This is a genomic window from Enterocloster lavalensis, assembly GCF_046603895.1.
GTDB classification, from domain to species: domain Bacteria; phylum Bacillota; class Clostridia; order Lachnospirales; family Lachnospiraceae; genus Enterocloster; species Enterocloster lavalensis.
Window position 1 is genome coordinate 1,290,957 of record NZ_CP176637.1, and the last position, 20,068, is coordinate 1,311,024.

17 protein-coding genes and 1 pseudogene are annotated in these 20,068 nt (G+C 55.9%); 3 read left to right on the forward strand and 15 right to left on the reverse strand.

The window, feature by feature from the left end; genetic code table 11:
* Positions 1 to 1,853 precede the first annotated feature (1,853 nt).
* Positions 1,854 to 2,624, forward strand: a pseudogene (locus tag ACK2JC_RS05665) (hypothetical protein); the annotation flags it as partial.
* A 1,027-nt stretch (positions 2,625 to 3,651) separates the two neighbouring features.
* Here the strand turns inward: ACK2JC_RS05665 and ACK2JC_RS05670 are convergent.
* The 8 genes from ACK2JC_RS05670 to spo0A all read right to left on the reverse strand — a co-directional run bounded on the left by ACK2JC_RS05670 (position 3,652) and on the right by spo0A (position 10,427).
* Positions 3,652 to 4,644 (reverse strand): peptidylprolyl isomerase, encoded by a 993-nt coding sequence (locus tag ACK2JC_RS05670; protein WP_411338463.1) that lies wholly within the window; start codon positions 4,642 to 4,644, stop codon positions 3,652 to 3,654.
* 14 nt (positions 4,645 to 4,658) lie between these two features.
* Positions 4,659 to 5,444 (reverse strand): HAD family hydrolase, encoded by a 786-nt coding sequence (locus ACK2JC_RS05675; RefSeq protein WP_092362180.1) that lies wholly within the window; start codon positions 5,442 to 5,444, stop codon positions 4,659 to 4,661.
* The gene (locus tag ACK2JC_RS05680) at positions 5,437 to 6,048 is read right to left on the reverse strand and encodes a Maf family protein (RefSeq protein ID WP_320936319.1); all 612 of its coding nucleotides are present in this window, start codon (positions 6,046 to 6,048) and stop codon (positions 5,437 to 5,439) included. The genes ACK2JC_RS05675 and ACK2JC_RS05680 overlap by 8 nt, the downstream gene beginning before the upstream one ends.
* Positions 6,049 to 6,158: 110 nt before the next feature.
* Positions 6,159 to 6,710: a putative ABC transporter permease gene (locus ACK2JC_RS05685; RefSeq protein WP_092362176.1), complete on the reverse strand. Its 552-nt coding sequence runs from the start codon at positions 6,708 to 6,710 to the stop codon at positions 6,159 to 6,161.
* Positions 6,711 to 6,872: 162 nt separating this feature from the next.
* Complete coding sequence (locus ACK2JC_RS05690) at positions 6,873 to 7,331, reverse strand: divergent PAP2 family protein (RefSeq protein WP_092362174.1); 459 nt, start codon at positions 7,329 to 7,331, stop codon at positions 6,873 to 6,875.
* A gap of 69 nt (positions 7,332 to 7,400) precedes the next feature.
* Positions 7,401 to 7,865: an HD domain-containing protein gene (locus ACK2JC_RS05695; RefSeq protein ID WP_092362368.1), complete on the reverse strand. Its 465-nt coding sequence runs from the start codon at positions 7,863 to 7,865 to the stop codon at positions 7,401 to 7,403.
* A gap of 209 nt (positions 7,866 to 8,074) precedes the next feature.
* A complete protein-coding gene (gene glgA, locus ACK2JC_RS05700) occupies positions 8,075 to 9,517 on the reverse strand; it encodes a glycogen synthase GlgA (protein WP_320936320.1) in 1,443 nt (480 codons plus the stop codon).
* Positions 9,518 to 9,614: 97 nt separating this feature from the next.
* Positions 9,615 to 10,427 (reverse strand): sporulation transcription factor Spo0A, encoded by an 813-nt coding sequence (spo0A, locus tag ACK2JC_RS05705; RefSeq protein WP_092362170.1) that lies wholly within the window; start codon positions 10,425 to 10,427, stop codon positions 9,615 to 9,617.
* Between the two features lie 799 nt (positions 10,428 to 11,226).
* On the opposite strand from spo0A, the gene ACK2JC_RS05710 reads away from it, so the two are divergent.
* Together ACK2JC_RS05710 and ACK2JC_RS05715 are read left to right on the forward strand one after the other, a co-directional pair.
* Positions 11,227 to 13,209, forward strand: coding sequence for a sodium-translocating pyrophosphatase (locus tag ACK2JC_RS05710; RefSeq protein WP_092362166.1), 1,983 nt, complete (start codon positions 11,227 to 11,229; stop codon positions 13,207 to 13,209).
* A 187-nt stretch (positions 13,210 to 13,396) separates the two neighbouring features.
* Positions 13,397 to 13,993: a prolyl-tRNA synthetase associated domain-containing protein gene (locus ACK2JC_RS05715; protein WP_320936322.1), complete on the forward strand. Its 597-nt coding sequence runs from the start codon at positions 13,397 to 13,399 to the stop codon at positions 13,991 to 13,993.
* A 143-nt stretch (positions 13,994 to 14,136) separates the two neighbouring features.
* Here the strand turns inward: ACK2JC_RS05715 and ACK2JC_RS05720 are convergent, their stop codons facing one another.
* The 7 genes from ACK2JC_RS05720 to rbsK form a co-directional block, all read right to left on the reverse strand.
* Positions 14,137 to 14,823 (reverse strand): TetR/AcrR family transcriptional regulator, encoded by a 687-nt coding sequence (locus tag ACK2JC_RS05720; RefSeq protein ID WP_320936323.1) that lies wholly within the window; start codon positions 14,821 to 14,823, stop codon positions 14,137 to 14,139.
* Positions 14,824 to 14,893: 70 nt separating this feature from the next.
* Positions 14,894 to 15,727: an energy-coupling factor ABC transporter ATP-binding protein gene (locus tag ACK2JC_RS05725; protein WP_092362159.1), complete on the reverse strand. Its 834-nt coding sequence runs from the start codon at positions 15,725 to 15,727 to the stop codon at positions 14,894 to 14,896.
* A gap of 18 nt (positions 15,728 to 15,745) precedes the next feature.
* A complete protein-coding gene (locus ACK2JC_RS05730; protein ID WP_092362157.1) occupies positions 15,746 to 16,594 on the reverse strand; it encodes an energy-coupling factor ABC transporter ATP-binding protein in 849 nt (282 codons plus the stop codon).
* Positions 16,582 to 17,334, reverse strand: coding sequence for an energy-coupling factor transporter transmembrane component T (locus ACK2JC_RS05735; protein ID WP_320936324.1), 753 nt, complete (start codon positions 17,332 to 17,334; stop codon positions 16,582 to 16,584). Before ACK2JC_RS05735 ends, ACK2JC_RS05730 begins: the two co-directional genes overlap by 13 nt.
* Positions 17,334 to 17,966 (reverse strand): hypothetical protein, encoded by a 633-nt coding sequence (locus ACK2JC_RS05740; RefSeq protein ID WP_092362153.1) that lies wholly within the window; start codon positions 17,964 to 17,966, stop codon positions 17,334 to 17,336. Before ACK2JC_RS05740 ends, ACK2JC_RS05735 begins: the two co-directional genes overlap by 1 nt.
* A gap of 27 nt (positions 17,967 to 17,993) precedes the next feature.
* Entirely contained in the window at positions 17,994 to 18,971 is a 978-nt protein-coding gene (locus tag ACK2JC_RS05745) for a nucleoside hydrolase (protein ID WP_320936325.1), read from the reverse strand.
* Positions 18,968 to 19,921, reverse strand: coding sequence for a ribokinase (rbsK, locus tag ACK2JC_RS05750; RefSeq protein ID WP_320936326.1), 954 nt, complete (start codon positions 19,919 to 19,921; stop codon positions 18,968 to 18,970). Before rbsK ends, ACK2JC_RS05745 begins: the two co-directional genes overlap by 4 nt.
* Positions 19,922 to 20,068: the final 147 nt, after the last annotated feature.

The window sequence follows — 20,068 nt, forward strand, 5'->3', positions numbered from 1 at the left end:
CGCAGGGGGGCGGACCACCGCAGGAATGCCAGGTGCGCAGTGCATGATACGTGTAATACCGGTTCCTGCTGTTGGAAGATTAAAAAACAAGGAGCGATCGCTATGTATTATAATGATCCAAATCGAACTAATTGTGGTAACATCCCTGGAAACTATCCCCCTGACGAATCGGCATTTGAGACATGCAGATGTCCCGGAGCAGGTGGAAACACGCCCAGAGACTGTAACTGCTGTTGTAACCGCGGACCGACTGGTCCCCAAGGCCCCATGGGACCCAGAGGCTGTCCCGGACCGCAGGGACCCATGGGTTATCCTGGCCCCCAGGGGCCCATAGGCCCGGCAGGCCCCATAGGCCCGGCAGGCCCCATAGGGCCGCAGGGCTTTCCTGGAACCCCTGGTCCAACTGGCCCGACTGGCGCAACCGGAACCAACGGAATGAATGGCATTATGGGGCCAACCGGTCCTACGGGAGCCAACGGACCCGCAGGCGCAACCGGTGCCACTGGACCCACAGGCGCTAACGGCGTTGCCGGCCCCACTGGCCCTACCGGAGCCACTGGCGTTACCGGCCCTACAGGTGCCACCGGCCCTGCAGGTGATACAAATTCTGCCTGTTGTGGTTGCACGGAGCAAATAAGAAATATACTCCAACAAATTGTTACGCTATATCCCAATAACAATATATTTGTCACATTAAGGAGTGGTGATGCAGTTGTTGGCCGCCCTGGCGCTTTAATACCCGGGCCAAATGGACGTATCGGATTATTTGAAGTGGCCACCACCCAAAATCTCTCACAGTTTTTGTCTATCTGCAGTATCGATACGATTCAAATAAATAATGCAACTTACAATGATACTATTGTTTATTTGCCGGAACCGGTTCCGGCTCCAACCGATTGTTGCTCTGATTGCGAATCAACCATTCGCTCTCGTCTGCCTGTCGGAACATCCAACGTTAGTATCATCACAAGTACCCAGACACCATCCACGGGAACGGTTATAAGAAATGAATTCGGTATGATCGTACTCGCTAATGAAGCCGCTGCCACGATAACCTTCATATCATCCTGCAGTATCGATCTATTTTTCATTTAAAGCTCAGTACGGGTGGACAACATTGCCCACCCGTTTTGCGATGCAGTTTGCCAATACTACTGATTTCAAGCGAAAAACCGTGCGGTAAAATGAATTTTCCTGTCCCATATTCATCGAAAACAAATCCTGCAATCCGCAAAAGCCTGCCGGCATGCAGGGCCGCGGATACTTACCGGGCCAGCTGACATTACCACCAGCTATCTTTCCTGTTTTAACCGGGCAATAAAACAGCGGAGCCGTTCCGTCAGCCGCAGGAATCCTTTCGGAACAGATGACGTTGTATACTTCTGTCTGATTCCGGTGCTTATGAGTCGGAATGTATTGTCTGCGCGCTTACCAGCGAAGGGGCAAATACCATTTTCCTTCATTGGAGCAAGTATAAAATGAACATTTATGGCTCTTTGACGGGTCAACGGCATTATTGGCAATAACGTAAATAGCGCGGGGATGTGATTGTTTAAGGGATATATCCTTTGACCAAACGGTCCCGCAGGTTCAGAGCTGCAACTCGTATCACCAAACTTGTTTACTTTTCATATGGTATATTAGACCGCCAATCGGATGCGGGTTCATTTCACTGCGAACCCTGCATCCCGCCATTTCCCCTCCTTCGATTGGACAATGCCTGTCCATTCGCACCGGCGGCCCTCTCTGTTGCAGGGGGACGGACAAATACAGAAAAAGGCAAGACTCAAACTATCATACTCAACAAGATCGGCCACTGTTATTGAAAAACTGATTATTAAGGAGCGATCAATATGTTTTATAATTATCCAAATGGATCAAATTGCGGAAATACACCCGGAGGCTGCAATCCTGACGAAGCGGCATTTGACGAGTGCAGATGCCCTGGAGCAGGCGGATGTGCCCCCAGAGGTTGTAATTGTTGTTGTAACCGCGGACCGACCGGCCCCCAAGGGCCCATGGGCCCCAGAGGCTGCCCCGGACCGCAGGGCCCCATCGGCCCCAGAGGATATCCCGGCCCTCAGGGCCCCGTAGGACCGGTAGGTCCCAGAGGACCTCAGGGATTTCCTGGGCTTCCAGGTTCCACCGGACCGACCGGCCCAACCGGACCAACCGGCTCCAATGGAATAAACGGCGCCATGGGGCCCACCGGGCCAACCGGCGCAAATGGCATGAATGGAGCCATGGGACCTACTGGCCCCACTGGACCGACCGGCGCTAACGGGGCTGTAGGTGCTACAGGACCGACTGGTGCTATCGGCCCCATCGGGCCTACCGGCGCAACGGGACCGACCGGAACCGCAGGCGCAACCGGCGTGACTGGCCCCACCGGGCCAACCGGCGCCACAGGTGCAACCGGCCTAATCGGCCCAACCGGCGCCGCAGGTGCAGCCGGCCTAACCGGCGCAACCGGACCCACTGGCCCAACCGGCCCAACCGGCGTCGCAGGTGCAGCCGGCCTAACCGGCGCAACTGGCCCCACTGGCCCAACCGGACCCACCGGCGTCGCAGGTGCAGCCGGCCTAACCGGCGCAACCGGACCCACTGGCCGCACTGGCCCGACCGGCCCCACTGGCCCCACCGGCCCGACTGGCCCAACCGGCCCCGTAGGACGTACCGCCACCGTAACCGTCGGCGCGGTAACTGCCGGAGAGCCTGAGGACCCAGTTGTAGTCAACAATTCCGGCACCAACGAGGATGCAATTTTTGACTTCGTAATCCCGCGCGGCGCAACCGGTGCGAACGGCACTGACGGTGTTACCGGTCCTACCGGCCCCGAAGGCCCCGTCGGCCCGGAAGGTCCCATCGGCCCCGAAGGCCCCGTCGGCCCCGAGGGCGTAGCAGGCCCCACCGGCCCCGCCGCCACCATCACGGTAGGCTCGGTATCCACCGGCGAGCCGGGTACTCCGGCAGAAGTCATCAACATTGGCACAGACGAGAATGCGATATTCGACTTTATAATCCCCCGCGGAGATACCGGCCCCGGAGGAGGCGGTACGCCGGAAGTTCTGGCAACCACCGATTCCACAGGGCAGCCCTCCGTCGCCGGAGGCGCTCTGACCTTCAATGAGAACCCTCTGATATCCGGCACAGCCATCACCCATGCGGCGGGCTCCACGGATATCCAGATCACAGAGCCCGGCATCTACCAGATTACGTTCCAAAGCTCCATCGCAGTGGAAACCGGTACGGCAATCCCGTCCACCCTTACCCTGCGGGCCGAGTTCAACGGCGCCAACATTTCCGGGGCCGTGTCGACTCATACCTTCACCGCCACCGGTGAGGTGGCCAACTTGTTCTTCAGCGTTCCCTTCCGGGCAACAGGCCCCGGAACCCTGCGAATTGTGGCCGACGCTGCCGGTTACACCTACCAGGATATCGCCCTCACCGTATTCCGGCTGGGAGACGCCTGATATCCGATTATGATCCGCTGACCACCCTAACGTTTTCCCCCCCGGACCGCGGCGTCCCGCAGGCTCTGCCAACGGTACTCCGCCTCCGGTGCCCCACAGGCTTCGTCAACGGTTTATCATCTTACAAAACACCAAGGCCGCGGAAATTCCCGCGGCCCTGTTTTTTATCGCTCTGAAATTATTTCGGAAAATAACTGTGATACAATTCAAAAAAATTGGTAGTGGTGGACCCTTCCCCGCCCTCAAAGTGGATCTCCGACCACATTTTCTCGTCGAACACCACCACATGGCTGTCGGCAAAGGGGGCGTAGATCTTCTGGAAGGCGTTGTTCTTCTTCTCCTGCGCCAGCTTTTTCTTGCGCGCCGCAGTGGCCGCCTGATCGTAGGCGTTGGTGCATTTTAAAATGTAAAAGGCGCCGTTTTCCTCCACAATCCCGCTGATCTCGTCCTGCTCCAGCGCAAACGCCGCTTTCTCCAGCTCGCTCTGATTCTGATTCCGCTCCATCTGCACCGCGACCCCGCCGCCCGTCGAATACTTCTTGGCAATGGCTGAGAAATCCGCGCCCTCCGCCTGGACCTGGGCCAGAACCTCCTCGGCGGTCTGGCGGTTCCTCACCGAGATCGGCAGCACTTCAATCACCTTGGCCTCCGCATCGCTGATTTCCAGATTCTGGTCCTGCGTCAGCTCCGTCACCAACTTGTCCGCACGGTAATACTCGCAGTACAGTTCATAGACTTCTTCCTGATCCGCTCCGATATAGTCCCGGTCCGCTTTGCTCAAAAGCCCGTAATACTGTTCCGACAAACGCTTGATGGAATCCTTCTCCTGGCTGGTGAGCTCGATGCCGTTCTCATCCGCCAGCAGGTTCATGGTTCCCAGTTCCATGAAAAATTGACGAATCTGCCCGGTCAACCGGTCCTCGAAATTCCCTCCACCCGCCTTGTCCTCCACCGCCCAGATCTGGCTGGTATAAATATTCTGATATCGGTTTCGTTCCGTGGCCGCAATGGTCATCAGCTGCCCCTTGGTGTAGGACCGCTTCACTTCCTCTTTGCCCGGTTCAACCGCAGCGCTTCTGCTGCAGCCCGCCGCCAAAAGAAAAACCATCAGTACAACCGTCGCAAGGCCGCAGCGGAATATTCTCCCCCGGCTAAGGTGCTCTCTCGTCAATCTCTAAACTCCTTTCAAAGTAACTGCTTCAAAACTTTTAAAACGCCGTCGTTTTTGTTACTGTCCGCCTGGAAGCGCGCCAGTTTGCGCACCTCCTCCCTGGCATTGGCCACGGCGAAGCTGTAATAGGCCTGCTGCAGCATCTCGATATCATTTAACTGGTCTCCGAAGGCCATGGTTTCCTCCGGGCGGATCTCCAGGCTCTCCTGAAGCCGTTTGACGGCCTGGCCCTTGTTTACGCCCTGAGCCATGCAGTCCATCCACATTTCACCGGCCAGCGTAATCTTCATCCGGTCCTGAAACGCCTCCCGGATATCCGCGGCCGCGTGCTCCACGTCCTGCTCCTTGTAAATGGAAATCTTGATACAGGGGTCCTCCAGAGCCAGCACATCCTTCACCCGGCGGATGTTGAATTTATATCCCTCCAGCATCCAGCGGTATAAGGCGTCATTTTCCGAGTCCATGTAATCCCCGTCCTGGCCTGCGTAGATCACACTCAGATCCGGGTGCCTGCGCACCGCTTCGATCACCTCCCGGACCAGCTCCGGTTCAATGGGATTCACAAACAGGCTCCTGCCGTGGCAGCCCAGATACGCCCCGTTGTTGGCGATATAAAATATCTTCTTTTTGACCGGCTCAAACGCCCCCTCAACGCTGGCCCAGGGCCGGCCGCTGGCAATCGCAAACTGAATTCCCTTTTCCCGCAGCTTCAAAATAACCTCAAACAGCTCCGGATTCACTCCACCGGAACCATCCTCCACCAGCGTGCCGTCCACATCCGATACGATCAGTTTAATCATCTTCCCTGTCATCCTCCGTCAAATTCTTCAGTTCATGGTAGAGCCGTCCCAGCGGAAGTCCCACCACGTTGTCGTAATCGCCGTCAATTTTGCGGATATACACCGCAAAACGGCCCTGTATTCCATATGCCCCCGCCTTATCCAACGGTTCCCCGCACCCGGCGTAGTCCCGAATCTCCTCGTCAGTCATGGGGTAAACATACACATCCGTTTTCTCCACAAACGTGGTCCCGTGCAAACATCCGCCGGGCTCCACCAGCAGCAGCGTCACGCCGGTATAAACCTGGTGCGCTTTTCCCTGAAGCTTCTCAATCATCTCCGCGGCCCGCTCCGGCGTCCCGGGCTTTCCCAGAACCTCCTTGTCCACGGCCACCATGGTGTCGGCCCCGATCACCAGCGTCCCTTCCGGGCATCTGGAAGCCACGTCCTCGGCCTTGATCCGTGATAATTCCATCACCATCAGGTCCGGTTCCGTCTCCTCGGTACACTCCTCCGCCAGGCTGGGAACAATCTCCGGCTCCATCCCAACCTGCGCCAGCAATTCCCGGCGTCTGGGCGATCCGGAGGCCAGCACCACATTCCTTCCCTTCCACATAACGCTCATCCAGTCGTTCTCCTTTTCTCAATTCATCCTGCGGCCGCAGCCGCCTTTTCCGGTACGCTCAAAACAGGGCCGCCACAAAACATGCGCTTGCAGCAGCCCCCCATAATTTGTCAAAACACTTTCAAACGCCCGATCACCGGCTCCTCATCCTCCGCGCCTCCCAGACGGGCCCGGACGCAGACGATAAAATCCGCCAGATAAAATACGGTAAGGCCCACGGCCAGCACGCTTCCCACATGGCCGGGAATCCGCACCACCGCCTGTCTCACCCGCGCATCCAAAAAATAAAAGAAAAATAATCCCAAAAATCCCCAGGCCAAACTGCTCTCCAGGCAGATAATGCCGCGGTAATTAAACGGCTTGCGGCTGTAGTCCCACCAGAACGCCCCGAACAGGCGGATCATGATGTTAGCTGTGAACAGCTCCATGGTCGTCGCCATTGCCATGGAAGCGGTGTACAGTTCCACCGGCCGGCCCACCATGGGGCTCAGCAATATGTATGCCCCAAGGGCGCCCACGCCGTAGATCACGCAGAACGGGCCGTGCCCAAAACCGCGGTCCATCACCGGACGTCTGTTCTCAAAGCTGAGCACAGCGCACTCTAAGAGATATCCAAGAAAACTGTACAGAAAAAACAAGTTTATCATTTGGTAAAGACCCATTTTCCAGTTCCTCCCATCCGTCCTGTCAGGACGATGTGATCAATCCCCCAATCAAGCTGCCCTCATACCTTCCCGCCGCCTGTAAGCGGCCCAATACCTTCCGCTATCGCCCGCCGTTTCCCTGCGGCCGTTATACGCCGCGATCTCCCGCGGACCATTCCATTAGTAATAGCCGTTAATCACCAGCGCCAGGCAGATTCCCAGAATCGCCCCTGCGACCACCTGAAGCGGCGTGTGTCCCACATACTCCTTCAGCTTCTCCTGCAGCACCTCCGCGTTCAGCTTGAGCGGATTCTCACTCAGGATGGAATTCAGCAGTTTCGCCTGCTTTCCGGTCTCACGCCGCACGCCGGTGGCGTCGTACATCACCACCATGGACAGGACAAAGCACACGGCAAACTCGAAGGAGCTCACGCCGTAGTGCAGCGCGGCAGCCGTGGTCAGCCCGCACACGGTGGCCGAGTGGGAGCTTGGCATACCGCCGGAACCCACCATGCGCTCCCAATTTATCGTGCGGTTCAGCGCGAAATCGAGCATCGTTTTCAGCACCTGGGCCACAATCCAGCCCGCAACCGCGCTCACCAGCACCTGGTTGCTCAGTATTTCATTCCAAATCTTCATCCAACCGTCTCCTAATTGATTCTACCCTAAGTCCCTTTTCTTGTTCCGGCTCTGCAAAATCCGGGCGTCTCAATGCCTGGCGGGCTGCAGCATGCGCAGCAGGCGAAGATGGCGCAGCCGCCCCAGCGTCTCCGCCCCGCCGCAGAATTTATCCGCCCAGACAATGGCAAAGCCCGCCGCGCTGGTAGGCGGGACGGGAGTCAGCGGCCACATATGGCGCAGAATGATATTCTGTTCTTCGTCTGTCAGTTGAAAATGCAGGCACGCATTCTCCAGCGCCCTGCGGGGATGGGTGAAACCGTGAAAATGCTCCCCCGTCTCCCGGGCATGGGTATGCCAGTCGTACAGAAACAAATCGTGGAGGAGACCTGCCCGGGCAGCGCTCCTCCAATTCCCGCCGTATCGCCTGCAAATCCGGTAGCCCAGATAGGATACCTGGATGCAGTGGGTTTTACACGTAGTATTCCCATGCTGTATATACTGATCCATGGAATTAAAAACCGGATGCGCCAGAATGTCCTTCACACACTCCATGTACTCCGGATCGTTTTCGTATTTTCTGCACCGGACCCAGGTCTCGTCCGCAGCCCACTGGGCCGCCTGGCTTCTCCTGTCCCCGGCTGTCAGGTCTGTCTTAAAATGTTCCAATCGAATATCGCCTCTCCTCAGCGCAGCGCCAGCGGCCCATTGCACTCAATCCATATTTGGGCCCCCGGGACTAACCCGGGCGCCCAAATCTTTTATCAACCAATCAGCCAATCATAGAGCTCCTGGTACTTTCCTGCCGAAACTTTCCAGGAGAAGTCCGTCGCCATAGCGCGGTCGATGATCTTATTCCACTCTCTTCGCTTGTCATAATAAATGTGCTTCGCGTACCGCACGCTGCCCAGCATCTCATGGGCGTTGTAGTTGGCGAAGGAAAATCCGGTGCCGGTGCTCTCGAATTCATTGTACGGCTCCACCGTGTCCTTAAGTCCGCCGGTCTCGCGCACAATGGGCACCGTGCCGTACCGCAGCGCCATCAGCTGGCTCAAACCGCAGGGTTCAAACAGCGACGGCATCAGGAACGCATCGCAGCCCGCGTATATCTTGCGCGACAGGGCGTCGGAATAATAAATCTGCGCCGAAACCCGGTCCTGATACTTCCACGCATAGTGGCGGAACATGTTCTCGTAGCGCTCGTCTCCGGTTCCCAACACCACCAGCTGCATGTCCTCGCCGCACAGCTCATCCATCACGCACTGGATCAGGTCCAGTCCCTTCTGGTCCGTCAGGCGGGACACAAGGCCCACCACGAACTTCTTCTCGTCCACCGGCAGTCCCAGCTCGGCCTGTAACGCCTTTTTATTCTTAACCTTTTCCTTGCGGAAGTTCTTCGCGTTGTAGTGCTGAACGATACTCCCGTCAGTCTCCGGGTTGAAATCGTCGTAGTCGATGCCGTTGACAATGCCCCGCAGGCTGCCTGCCCGCGCGCGCATCAGGCCGTCTAGGCCCTCGCCGTAAAACGGCAGCTTGATTTCCTCCGCGTAAGTATTGCTCACCGTGGTGATGGCGTCCGCAAAGACGATTCCGCCCTTTAGCAGGTTGCCGTCCTTGTACGCCTCCAGCTTGTCGGGGGTAAAGTAATAGTCCGGCAGCATGGTCAGCTTTTTGATCGTCTTGACATCCCAGATTCCCTGGAACTTCAGGTTGTGGATGGTGATCACGGACTTGATATCGCGGAAGAAGTCGCCTCCGTGGAAGCGGTCCTTGAGCAGCACCGGCACCAGGCCGGTCTGCCAGTCGTGGCAGTGGATCACGTCCGGCTGGAAACCGATCACCGGAAGCGCGGAGAGGCCGGCCCAGCAGAAGAAGCAGAACTTCTCCAGATCCCAGTACCAGTCGCCGTAGGGCTTCGATCCGTTGAAATAGCTCTCATTGTCAATAAAATAAAAGGTGATTCCCTGATATTCGTACTGTAAAATACCTACATAGCGGCTCTGACCCAGGTAATCCATATAAAAATGGTTTACATACTGCATCTTCTCCAGCCACTCCTGTTTGATGCACAGATACTTGGGAATCATCACCCTCACGTCAAAATACTCTTTATCGCAATATTTCGGCAGAGAACCGACAACATCCGCCAAGCCTCCGGTTTTGATAAACGGTACAGCTTCCGAAGCCATGAATAATATCTTCTTCATTCAAACCTCCCTCTCCTGTAAAACAGGCGCCATTACGGCTGCTACTGTATAGTATACATTATTTTTCCGTAATTAGGAAGTCTTTTAGGTTTTTCTCTTAAATTTTTTTGTACTCCAAGGTGATTTTATCCGATATCAGTGCGATGAATTCAGAATTTGTAGGCTTGCCTTTTCCGGTGCTGACCGTATAACCGAAGACTTCATCAATGGTTTCCATCTTGCCTCTTCCCCACGCCACTTCGATGGCATGACGGATGGCCCGTTCCACGCGGCTGGCTGTGGTCTGGTGCTTCTTGGCAATGGTGGGATACAAAATCTTCGTCACCGAGGTCATCATCTCGGAGTCCTGCACCGCCATGGAAATGGCGTCCCTCAAATACTGATATCCTTTGATGTGAGCCGGTATTCCCAGCTCGTGGAGCATGCGGGTGATGTCCTTTTCCAAATGCTCCTCAATGTACTCCTCCCGGCTCAGGCGCGGCTGTTCCTTCACGGACCGCGGTTTCACTTCCCTTGCCTGATCGTTCCTGGGCTGGCCGCCGATGTGGCGGATCTTGTTCACCAGAACCTCCCGGTCAAACGGTTTCATCAGGTAATAATTCGCTCCCGCCTGAAACGCTTCCTCCGCCATCTGTTCGCCGCCCACCGCGCTGAGAATGATAAATGCGGGATTCTTGATCGCAGGATGTTCGCTTTTCACCCGCTCTACGACGGATATTCCGTCGATCTTTGGCATGATCAGGTCCAAAAGCACCACATCCGGCGTTTTGTCCTTGATCATGTTGATCGCTTCCTCTCCGTTCTCTGCTTTTCCAATTACAGACAAACCGTCTTCGTTCTTCAATATCTCATCCAGTGTATTCAGAATTATTGGATTGTCGTCTACAATCGCTACGCTTAACTCTGCCAATGCTCAAATCCTCCCCTTCATTTTTTAGCGGCAGTCACATTTTGTCGAATTTACAGTTTTTTCCTGCCATAGGGTTCTTATTTACATAATTGTCGGTTTTTCATCTCAAATTCCCGACAAATTACATTATAAGCAACGCTCCTCCCATACTGCAACAAATTATGACCGCAACATTTGACACGTGATGGTTTGCAATTCTACCATCAAACCCGAAGAAAAGCAATCAATTAAATTTGGTTTTAACGAAATTTTAACAGATTTTCGTCTAATTCGTCGATTCCGGCCCTATATTAACGCTTTTTTTGCAACATTTTCCACTATTTAGAAATTATTTCTTCCGTCATCTCTTTCAAGGGGGGTATAATCGGGCAAACCGAAATGCTCCTTCAGCCTGGCAGCAGACAAGCTGCCGCAATCCATGTCAATCCGCATAAAGTTTCCAAGGAAAAAACCGAAAGCCAATCCTTTTCCACCCGTTTTTTTGCGCGTGTCTCTACTCTGTTCGCGATGCTGTAATGTATGTTAACGTCCCTGTGCATGATCCTCCGTAAATTTTCTCATGTGCTCGTTCAGACCTGTATCGGTGTCCCCGCCGTCAGCCGGGACGTCCCCAAAACTAACTATCAGGCGATTCGGGTCCATAACTTAAAACGCACGCGTTTCATTTTCTCCCCTCCCTATTTATAACAAAAATATTTTTAGTACCTTAAAAATTTTGTTGAATATTTGTGTCGCCTCTGTTACAATAGTGTTAGGATCATTCAGAAGGATGAATGAAAATCTTAAGGAGGGGATTATTATGCAACATTTAAATTGGATTGTCCCGGTAGTCGGCCTGATCGGCTTCCTGTTCGCGGTCGTCACCCGCGCCCAGGTCATCAAGCAGGATCCGGGAACTGAAAAAATGAGAGTGATCGCCGACGCCATCGCCGAGGGCGCCCGGGCCTTTTTGGCTGCGGAGTACCGCGTTCTCGTTATCTTTGTGGCCGTGCTCTTTGTGGTCATCGGCCTGGGAACCCACAGCTGGATTACAGCGGGCTGTTTCCTGGTGGGAAGCGCCTTCTCCACCGCGGCCGGTTATCTGGGAATGAGCGCAGCGATCCGCGCCAACTGCCGGACTGCCAACGCGGCGAGAGTTTCCGGCATGAACCGCGCGCTCTCCATCGCGTTTTCCGGTGGCAGCGTCATGGGCATGGCCGTGGTTGGCCTGGGGCTCATGGGCGTGGGAACGCTTTACATTGTCACCGGTGACGTGGGCGTGCTTTCCGGCTTCAGCCTGGGCGCATCCTCCATCGCGCTGTTCGCCCGTGTGGGCGGCGGCATCTACACCAAGGCGGCCGACGTGGGCGCGGACCTGGTGGGTAAGGTGGAAGCCGGAATTCCTGAGGACGACCCCCGCAACCCGGCCGTAATCGCCGACAATGTGGGCGACAACGTGGGCGACGTAGCCGGCATGGGCGCGGACCTGTTCGAGTCCTATGTGGGCTCCCTGATCTCCGCCCTCACCCTGGGAATCATCGCCTATCAGACCGCGGGCGTCCTGTTCCCGCTCCTGTTGTCTGCGGCGGGCATCCTGGCTTCCGTGGTTGGCGCTCTGATCATAAAGACCGGCAAAAACGGCGACCCCCACAAGGCATTAAAAACCGGCGAGTACAGCGCCACCGTTTTGGTTGTGGTCTGCGCTCTGATCCTCAGCCGGATGTTCTTCGGCAACTTCAACGCGGCCTTTGCCGTGATCGTGGGCCTGCTGGTGGGCGTGCTCATCGGATTTATCACCGAGGTTTACACCTCCGGGGACTACCGTTTCGTTAAGCGGGTGGCTGAACAGTCCGAGACCGGCTCCGCCACCACGGTAATCAGCGGAATCGCCCTGGGCATGCAGTCCACCGCCATCCCGATTCTGCTGGTCTGCGTAGGCATTTTCCTGTCCTATAAACTGGTTGGCCTTTACGGCATCGCGCTGGCCGCCGTGGGCATGCTCTCCACCACCGGAATCACCGTAGCCATCGACGCCTACGGCCCCATCGCGGACAACGCCGGAGGCATCGCGGAGATGGCCGGCCTGGACAACTCGGTCCGCGAGATCACCGACAAGCTGGACTCCGTGGGCAACACCACCGCGGCCATCGGCAAGGGTTTTGCCATCGGCTCCGCGGCCCTGACGGCCCTGGCCCTCTTCGTCTCCTACGCGGAGGCGGTCAAGCTGACCACCATCGACATTCTGGACGCCAACGTGATCATCGGCCTCTTCATCGGCGGCATGCTGACCTTCCTGTTCTCCGCCATGACCATGGAATCCGTGTCCAAGGCAGCGCACCAGATGATCGAGGAGGTGCGCAGGCAGTTCCGCGAGAAGCCGGGCATTCTGGCCGGCACGGACAAACCGGACTACGCCTCCTGCGTGTCCATCTCCACCACAGCCGCCCTGCGGGAAATGTTCCTGCCCGGCCTGATGGCGGTAGCCGCTCCCCTGATCGTCGGCCTGCTTTTGGGCCCGTCCGCGCTGGGCGGACTTCTGACCGGCTCCCTGGTGACCGGCGTCCTGACCGCGATCTTCATGTCAAACTCCGGCGGCGCCTGGGACAATGCCAAAAAGTACATTGAGGAAGGCCACCACGGCGGCAAGGGCAGCCCCGCTCACAAAGCGGCCGTGGTAGGCGACACGGTGGGCGATCCCTTTAAAGATACCTCCGGCCCCTCCATTAACATTTTGATCAAACTCATGACCATCGTATCCCTAGTATTCGCACCGCTGTTCCTTCAGTACGGCGGCCTGCTCTGATACCGGACGGTGAGAACGCGCTGCCGCGCCCGGGTGAAAACCCGAAGGTGCGGCAGCGTTTTTTTGTGCGGAGTTCTGATCCTGATTGAAACTTTTCTCTGAATCTGCTATAATGGTAAAAGCCAAATGTGAACGCGATAACATTGGCGTTCGATTCAACAAAATTTAATCAATCCGAGGTGTAACTATGATGAACGCAAACCAGACGCCTGAAGAAACGCTTTCCTATCACATCGACCGCACTCTGTATCAGGGCCGTCCCACAGACTCTGCGGGACGGCAGGACAAGGAGCTGCTGACTTACGACCTGCTGGACTCCCTGGGCGTATCCTACAGCCGCGTGGACCACGACGCCCTTCCAACCATCGAGGCCTGCCGGGAGGTGGACCAGCTATTGGGCACGGAAATCTGCAAAAATCTCTTCCTGCGAAACGCCCAGAAAACAGACTTTTACCTGCTGCTCATGCCCGGTGATAAGAAATTCAAAACCGCTGCCCTCTCCAAACAGATTGGCAGCGCCCGCTTATCCTTCGCGGAACCGGAGTTCCTGGAATCCCTGCTGGGCCTGACCCCCGGCTCCGTCACCGTGATGGGTCTGATGAACGACCGGGAAAACCGCGTCCGGCTGCTGATCGACAAGGACGTGCTGGCCCGGGAGGATTTCGCCTGCCACCCCTGTATCAACACATCCAGCCTCAGGTTCAAAACCCAGGATCTTCTGGACAAGGTTCTGCCCGCCCTGGGGCATCCGCACACGCTGGTGGATTTGCCAAGGTCGGAATGAGACAGGGGAAAGGAACCGGTATACCATTAAGTGGCGTACCGGTTCCTTCTATAATTAATATGTATACGAACATGAGGTGATATGCGCTTTCCGGGATTCCCCCCTCGGTATACCATTTCTTTTCCCAACACTTATCCGCCCGCTCACAGGAATCGATTCAACACCGTCTTTGTATAAATCTGTGCGATCTCCACGCTCTCCGCAAGATACCGGTCCACCAGCTCCCGGATTTTGCCGCGCTCAACTCCATTTTCCTGCACGAACTTAAAATATCCCAGGAACAGCGTACAGAGGCCGTGGTTCAGTTTTTTTGCGTTCTCCTCTGTGAGCTCCCCCTCCGCCACAAGGCGTTTGCAGATAAAATAGTCGCGGTCGTAATACTCCGGAATCTCCAGCATCTCCTTGATCAGCGGACTCACCCGCACAATGGCCTCCGGAAACATTTCATAGTATTCTTTCAGCGCCTCTCCCAGATCCTGGTTGAGATTCCGGTAAAAGATGCACTCAAACGCCTCCGGCTTCTCAAATGCCTCGGTCGCGTAGGCCCGCCAGATGCCGAAATACAGGTCCCAGATCCCTGTCCAACGCTTCTCCTGTTCGGACAATTCCAGTATGTATCCGTTCAAAGCGTCCAACTGGGCGTAAAACAGCAGCTCATCCAGGTTTTTAAAGTACCGGTACATGCTGGCCGAGGAACAGCCGAGCTCCGTGGCAAGCCGGCGGATGCTGACCGCGCCCACACCTTCCGTCCGGATGATGCGGCGGGCCATCACCACATAGTCTTTTCTGCTCAGATCTTTAAAGTAGGGCGTTTTGCTGGTGTCCTTCATCGATCCTTCCCCCTGTTAAATGTTATTATGATAACTTCTTAGCTTATCTTACAACAAAACAGGGATTCCGTCAATTTTGAGCTGACGGCGCGGCGTTCCTCCGGTTCTCTTTGATAAAACGCGCAACCGCCTCCAGGTCCAGCCCCAGCTTCCCGGCTCCAATCCGGTCGGAGACCTCCACAACACAGGGCTGTTTCAGCTTTGCCTCCTCCATAATGTCTTTGTAGTAGAATACTTCATCGGTCCTCCCATCCGCCACAATCTTCTTATTGCACATGATGATCAAACGCTCGAAATTCTCCGCCACAAACTCCATATCGTGTGTGATTGTGATCAGAGCCTTTCCACGGGCCGTCAGCTCACGGATCAGGCGTGACAACCGCTCCAATCCATCCAGATCCTGACCCGCGGTGGGTTCGTCAAAAATCAGCACCTCGCAGCCCGACGCGATCACGGACGCGATTGTCACGAATTTGCGCACGGACAGCGGGAAATCATAAGGATTCTGGTCCAGGAATTTGTCCATGCCCGTGAGGACGGCCGCGTCCATAATTCTGCGCTCCCGCTCCTCCTTTGGCAGTTTCATCCGCTTCAGCCCGTATTCGATTTCCTTGTAAACGGTGTTGTTGAAAATCTGATCGTCCGGGTTCTGGAACACATAGCCCACGGTTCTGGCAATCTGCGCCGTGGTATACTCCTTCGTATTCTTTCCGTCCACAATGATATCGCCGGAGGTGGGTTTGGTCAGGCCGTTTAACATCTTGACCGTAGTGGTCTTTCCTGCTCCGTTCTGGCCCACAATGGCAATGTTTTCCCCTTTTTCCAGTTTAAAGGATACCCCGTCCACAGCCACAAAGCCGTTCGGGTATGTAAATGACACATTTTTCACTTCAACTAAAGACATAACAATCCCCTCTCCGGCTCATCGGCCCATATATGTGCAAATCTGTCCAACCGCCTCGTCGGTTGTAATGGGAAGCTCCCCTAAATCCACTCCCCGTTTCTTTAACCCGAGACCGATATTGGTACACTGCGGAAGCCGGGTGTGGTATTTGGCGCAATCCGGGTTGGTAATCACCTCCCGGGGAGTTCCCTCCAGCACCACCCGCCCCTGATCCAGCACAATGATGTGGTCGGAGTAGCGGGCAATCTGCTCCATCTTGTGCTCGACCAGCACAATGGTCCGGCCCATATCCTTCATCAGCTTAATCACCTCAAACACGTCATCCGTGCTCTGAGGATCCAACTGCGACGTTGGCTCGTCAATTACCATGATATCCTGCTCCATGATCAGGATCGCTGCAAGGGCGATGCGCTGCTGCTGTCCGCCGGACAGCTGATAGGGATTGCGGTCCCGGAATGCCTCCGTCTTGGTGAGCCTCAACACATCCTCCACCCTGCGGCGGATCACATCCGGCTCCACTCCCATATTTTCCAGGCCGAACGCCAGCTCCTCGTACACGGTGTTTGCGATTCCGCTGATCTGCGTAAACGGATTCTGGAACACAAAACCAACCTCGGTGGCCAGACTTCCCAGTTCCACCTGGGCAATATCCCTGCCGTTAATCAACACCTGTCCCTCCAGATCTCCCTGGTAAAATTTCGGGATAAATCCGCGGATCACATTGCAGAGCGTGGTCTTTCCGCTCCCGTTGGCCCCGATAATGGAGCAGAATTCGCCTTCTTTGATGCGCAGGGAAACGTCGTTTAACGCATTCTCCTCCGCAATCGGATAACGGTATGTGACATGATTGAGCACTACACGATCCATGTTATAATCCTCCCTCCTACGGCAGCCGCCAGCATAATCATAAATACCACCCGCAGAGCCCGATCCGTCCCGGTATCCGCGACTGTGTGCAGGCGGGTCTTTTTCCCGCTCACGGAAAATGCTCTCGCTTCCAGCGTGATCGCACGCTCCTCCGCGCTGACGATCGAGTTTAAAATCAGCGGACCAATGGTGGGGAAAAATGCCTTGGCGCGCACAAACATGTTGCTTTCCGTCTCAACGCCCCTGGAACGCTGGGCGTCCATGATCACGGTCATTTTCTTGGACATCTGCGGAATGATGTTCACCGTGGACATGATCACATAGGTAGCGGACGGAGACACGCCCCGGTCCTCCAGAGCCACCACCAGTTTCCCCACGTCCACCAGTTTGATTCCCAGCACCGCCGCTGTGCCCACTCCCATGATGCGGGTGCACAGAGTGACGGCGTTATCGATTTCCTCCTGTTTGACGGAAAAGATCCAGAACTTCCACAGCACCGTGTCCCCGGGCAGAAACAGCGCCTGCATGACAAACACCACCACGGAAATCAACACGATGGATTTCAACCACATGCCCACAAATTCTCCGGCTTTTCCCGCCATAGCGGCGATCGCGATCATCACCACAATCAGAACCGCTGTGTACCGGTAATCATAAAACAGGGAAGAGACCGCGATAAACAGGCACAGATACAGCTGTGTGATCGGATTCAGATCCCGGATAAAATTCTTTCCTTCCATTATTTTGCCACCTCCCCGCATTTGGCCGCTTTGCGCCTTCTCGCGTCAATGAATACCCTTCCGTTCATAAACTTGTAGAGATACCTGCCAGACATGCCGCGGATCACCAAAAACGGAACCAGCACGGAGATAAATTTGTCCGGCAATTCCCCCACCATCTGGGCTGCAAACTGTCCAACCCAGAACGGCTGGCCGCTGGCAATGATGGTGGCCGCCAAGATCGACACGCCGCTGGTGCCGAAGCCGCCGAAAAATATGTATTTGATGACCACAGTGCCCACTACGGAGCAGAGCGCAACCACCAGGCCGGAAAATACCATTCCGGGGACAGAGGTAAACAGCCCCTTTTTGGCGAAAAATCCAACTACCATGCCCATAAGTCCCGCCAACAGCGCATAGGGGAACAGCGTGGGATCGCTGACTGCGTTGATGGTGATGCTGAGGAAGCCCGTAACCAGCGCCACCCACGGACCGGCCAGCATCCCCACCAGATAGGTCCCGATGCTGTCCAGATACAGCGGCAGCTTTAAGGCCAGCGCCAGATTGCCGCAAATGAAATTAATTGCAATCGCTATGGGAATCAGCAGGATTGCCAACAGCGTAAAATCATCTTTTATCGTTTTCTTTGCCATAACCTTTACCTTCTCCTATCATCATGATTACCGGAATTCCCGGTCCAGCATCGCGTTTATCTCGGTCCTGTATTCCGGGAACTGTGTCAAATAGAATACGTCGAAAAACCGTCTGGAATCCGTGTCCACCGCAATTTTACAGTTCGCCTGCAGCTCCGGATAACGCTTGGTCCGGTACACAACGGACATTCCTTCACAGCGCCCCTGGGTCTCAATCTCCACATGGGCGTCCTCCAGCGTGAGGATCCCGGGGTCGATCAGATACCCGGCCACCAGCGGATCGCAGAGCTGGCAGCCCATCACCCGGTTGATCTCCCAGCGGCGGTCCGTATACCGGCGCGTAATCTTATGGATGAAGCGGGAAATGGGAGTCCCGATCAGATAAAGCAGTTCGCGCATGGCCGGCGTCATATACACCTTTCCGGTGGCATCCAACCCCACCATCACAATCTCCTTAAAACCGGCCTGAAACACTTCGCTGGCCGCCTGGGGATCGTGGAAGAAATTGAACTCCGCCACCGGGGACATATTCCCGCCGTGCTCCGCACCGCCCATGACCACCAGGCGGCGGATATTTTGGGCAAAACCGGGGTCCTTTCTCACCGCCAGCGCGGCGTTGGTCATGGGCCCCAGGAGCACCAGGGTCAGCTCCCCGGGATGCTCCGCCGCCGCTCGGACCAGGTAGTCCACCGCCGGTTCCTCCATGGTTTTCAGCCGTTCCGGACGTATATTTACGCCGCCCAGACCGTCGCTGCCGTGAAAGTCGTCGCTGTAAGCCACATCCTTGCCCAAGGGGCGGTCCGCTCCGCGGTAGACCGGGATGTGATCCGCCCCGCACAGCTCCAGAACCGAAAGGGCGTTGTCCGTAACCTGCCTGATTCCCACATTTCCGTCCACTGTGGTCAGCGCCTCGATCTTCAGCCGGTCCGCCGCCTTCACAGCCAGCAAAATGGCCATGGCGTCGTCCACTCCCGGGTCCGTATCAATGATAATCCGTTCCATCATCTGCCTCCTCCTGCTGATTGCCGCGCCTTGGCGCCGCCTAAAATCTGTTCCAGTTCCTCCCGGGAAGGGATGGAACTCTGCGCTCCTTTTTTGGTCACCGCCATGGAGGACGCGGCGTTGGCGAACCGGATGGCCTCGTCCTCGCTCATCCCCTCCGCCAGCGCTACAACGAAGGCCCCGTTAAAGCAGTCGCCCGCTGCGGTGGTGTCCACGGCCTCCGCCTTTCTGGCCGGATAGGTCCTGAATCCGTCCCCATCCGCCAGCAGCGCGCCTTCCTCTCCCAGGGTGACCACCACACGGCCGAGCCCCTGCGCCATAAGGGCTTTGGCGCCCTGCCGCACAGCCTCCATCCCGTCGCCGGTCACGCCGCTGAGCTTCATGAGCTCCGTCTCGTTGGGCGTCAGGTAGTCCACACAGGACAACAGCTCCGCCGGTATTAAGTCCGGGGCCGGGGCGGGATTGAGGATCACCGTCTTGCCAAGCGCCCTTGCCCGTCCCGCCGCGTAGGCGATGGCAGACATGGGAATCTCCATCTGCATCAGCACGTAGTCGCACCACTGGAACAGGTGGTCGTTTTCCTTCAGATACTGTGTGTCGCATGCCTGATTGGCTCCCGCCACCACCACGATGCTGTTGCTGCCCGCCGCGTCCACGTAGATCACCGCGGTTCCGGTGGGCAGCGCTTCGGATTCCCGCAGGCCGGACACGTCCACGCCGCAGGCCGCCAGGCTCTCCCTCTGTCCGGCTCCGAACTGATCCCTGCCGACGCAGCCCAGCATCTTCACCTGTCCGCCCAGCCGTCCGACGGCGTACGCCTGATTGGCTCCCTTGCCGCCCAGGTTGTATGTAAGCTCCTCTCCCATAACCGTCTCGCCCACCGCAGGCATTCGTTCCATGGTTATGGACAAATCCATATTCAGGCTGCCAATCACCAATATATGTTTTCCCATCTTATCCTCCTTGCTGGCATTTTGTTAATGAAAATGTTTTCTTAAAGTGTTTTCATAGTTATATATTAGCACGTTTTTGGAATTCGTCAACCGATTTTGTAATTTTTTTAATAAAAATATTTCAGGAAAAGATTTTTATTTGGGATT

Bases quoted from the DNA above. Each gene is read 5' to 3' on its own strand.
- ACK2JC_RS05695 (WP_092362368.1), bottom strand. From the start codon at position 7,865: ATGGAGTGTGTGAAGGACATTCTGGCGCATCCGGTTTTTAATTCCATG.
- ACK2JC_RS05680 (WP_320936319.1), bottom strand. From the start codon at position 6,048: ATGAGCGTTATGTGGAAGGGAAGGAATGTGGTGCTGGCCTCCGGATCG.
- ACK2JC_RS05745 (WP_320936325.1), bottom strand. From the start codon at position 18,971: ATGATGGAACGGATTATCATTGATACGGACCCGGGAGTGGACGACGCC.
- ACK2JC_RS05715 (WP_320936322.1), top strand. From the start codon at position 13,397: ATGATGAACGCAAACCAGACGCCTGAAGAAACGCTTTCCTATCACATC.
- ACK2JC_RS05690 (WP_092362174.1), bottom strand. From the start codon at position 7,331: ATGAAGATTTGGAATGAAATACTGAGCAACCAGGTGCTGGTGAGCGCG.
- ACK2JC_RS05685 (WP_092362176.1), bottom strand. From the start codon at position 6,710: ATGGGTCTTTACCAAATGATAAACTTGTTTTTTCTGTACAGTTTTCTT.
- ACK2JC_RS05675 (WP_092362180.1), bottom strand. From the start codon at position 5,444: ATGATTAAACTGATCGTATCGGATGTGGACGGCACGCTGGTGGAGGAT.
- ACK2JC_RS05725 (WP_092362159.1), bottom strand. From the start codon at position 15,727: ATGTCTTTAGTTGAAGTGAAAAATGTGTCATTTACATACCCGAACGGC.
- ACK2JC_RS05710 (WP_092362166.1), top strand. From the start codon at position 11,227: ATGCAACATTTAAATTGGATTGTCCCGGTAGTCGGCCTGATCGGCTTC.
- rbsK (WP_320936326.1), bottom strand. From the start codon at position 19,921: ATGGGAAAACATATATTGGTGATTGGCAGCCTGAATATGGATTTGTCC.
- ACK2JC_RS05740 (WP_092362153.1), bottom strand. From the start codon at position 17,966: ATGGCAAAGAAAACGATAAAAGATGATTTTACGCTGTTGGCAATCCTG.
- ACK2JC_RS05735 (WP_320936324.1), bottom strand. From the start codon at position 17,334: ATGGAAGGAAAGAATTTTATCCGGGATCTGAATCCGATCACACAGCTG.
- glgA (WP_320936320.1), bottom strand. From the start codon at position 9,517: ATGAAGAAGATATTATTCATGGCTTCGGAAGCTGTACCGTTTATCAAA.
- ACK2JC_RS05730 (WP_092362157.1), bottom strand. From the start codon at position 16,594: ATGGATCGTGTAGTGCTCAATCATGTCACATACCGTTATCCGATTGCG.
- ACK2JC_RS05720 (WP_320936323.1), bottom strand. From the start codon at position 14,823: ATGAAGGACACCAGCAAAACGCCCTACTTTAAAGATCTGAGCAGAAAA.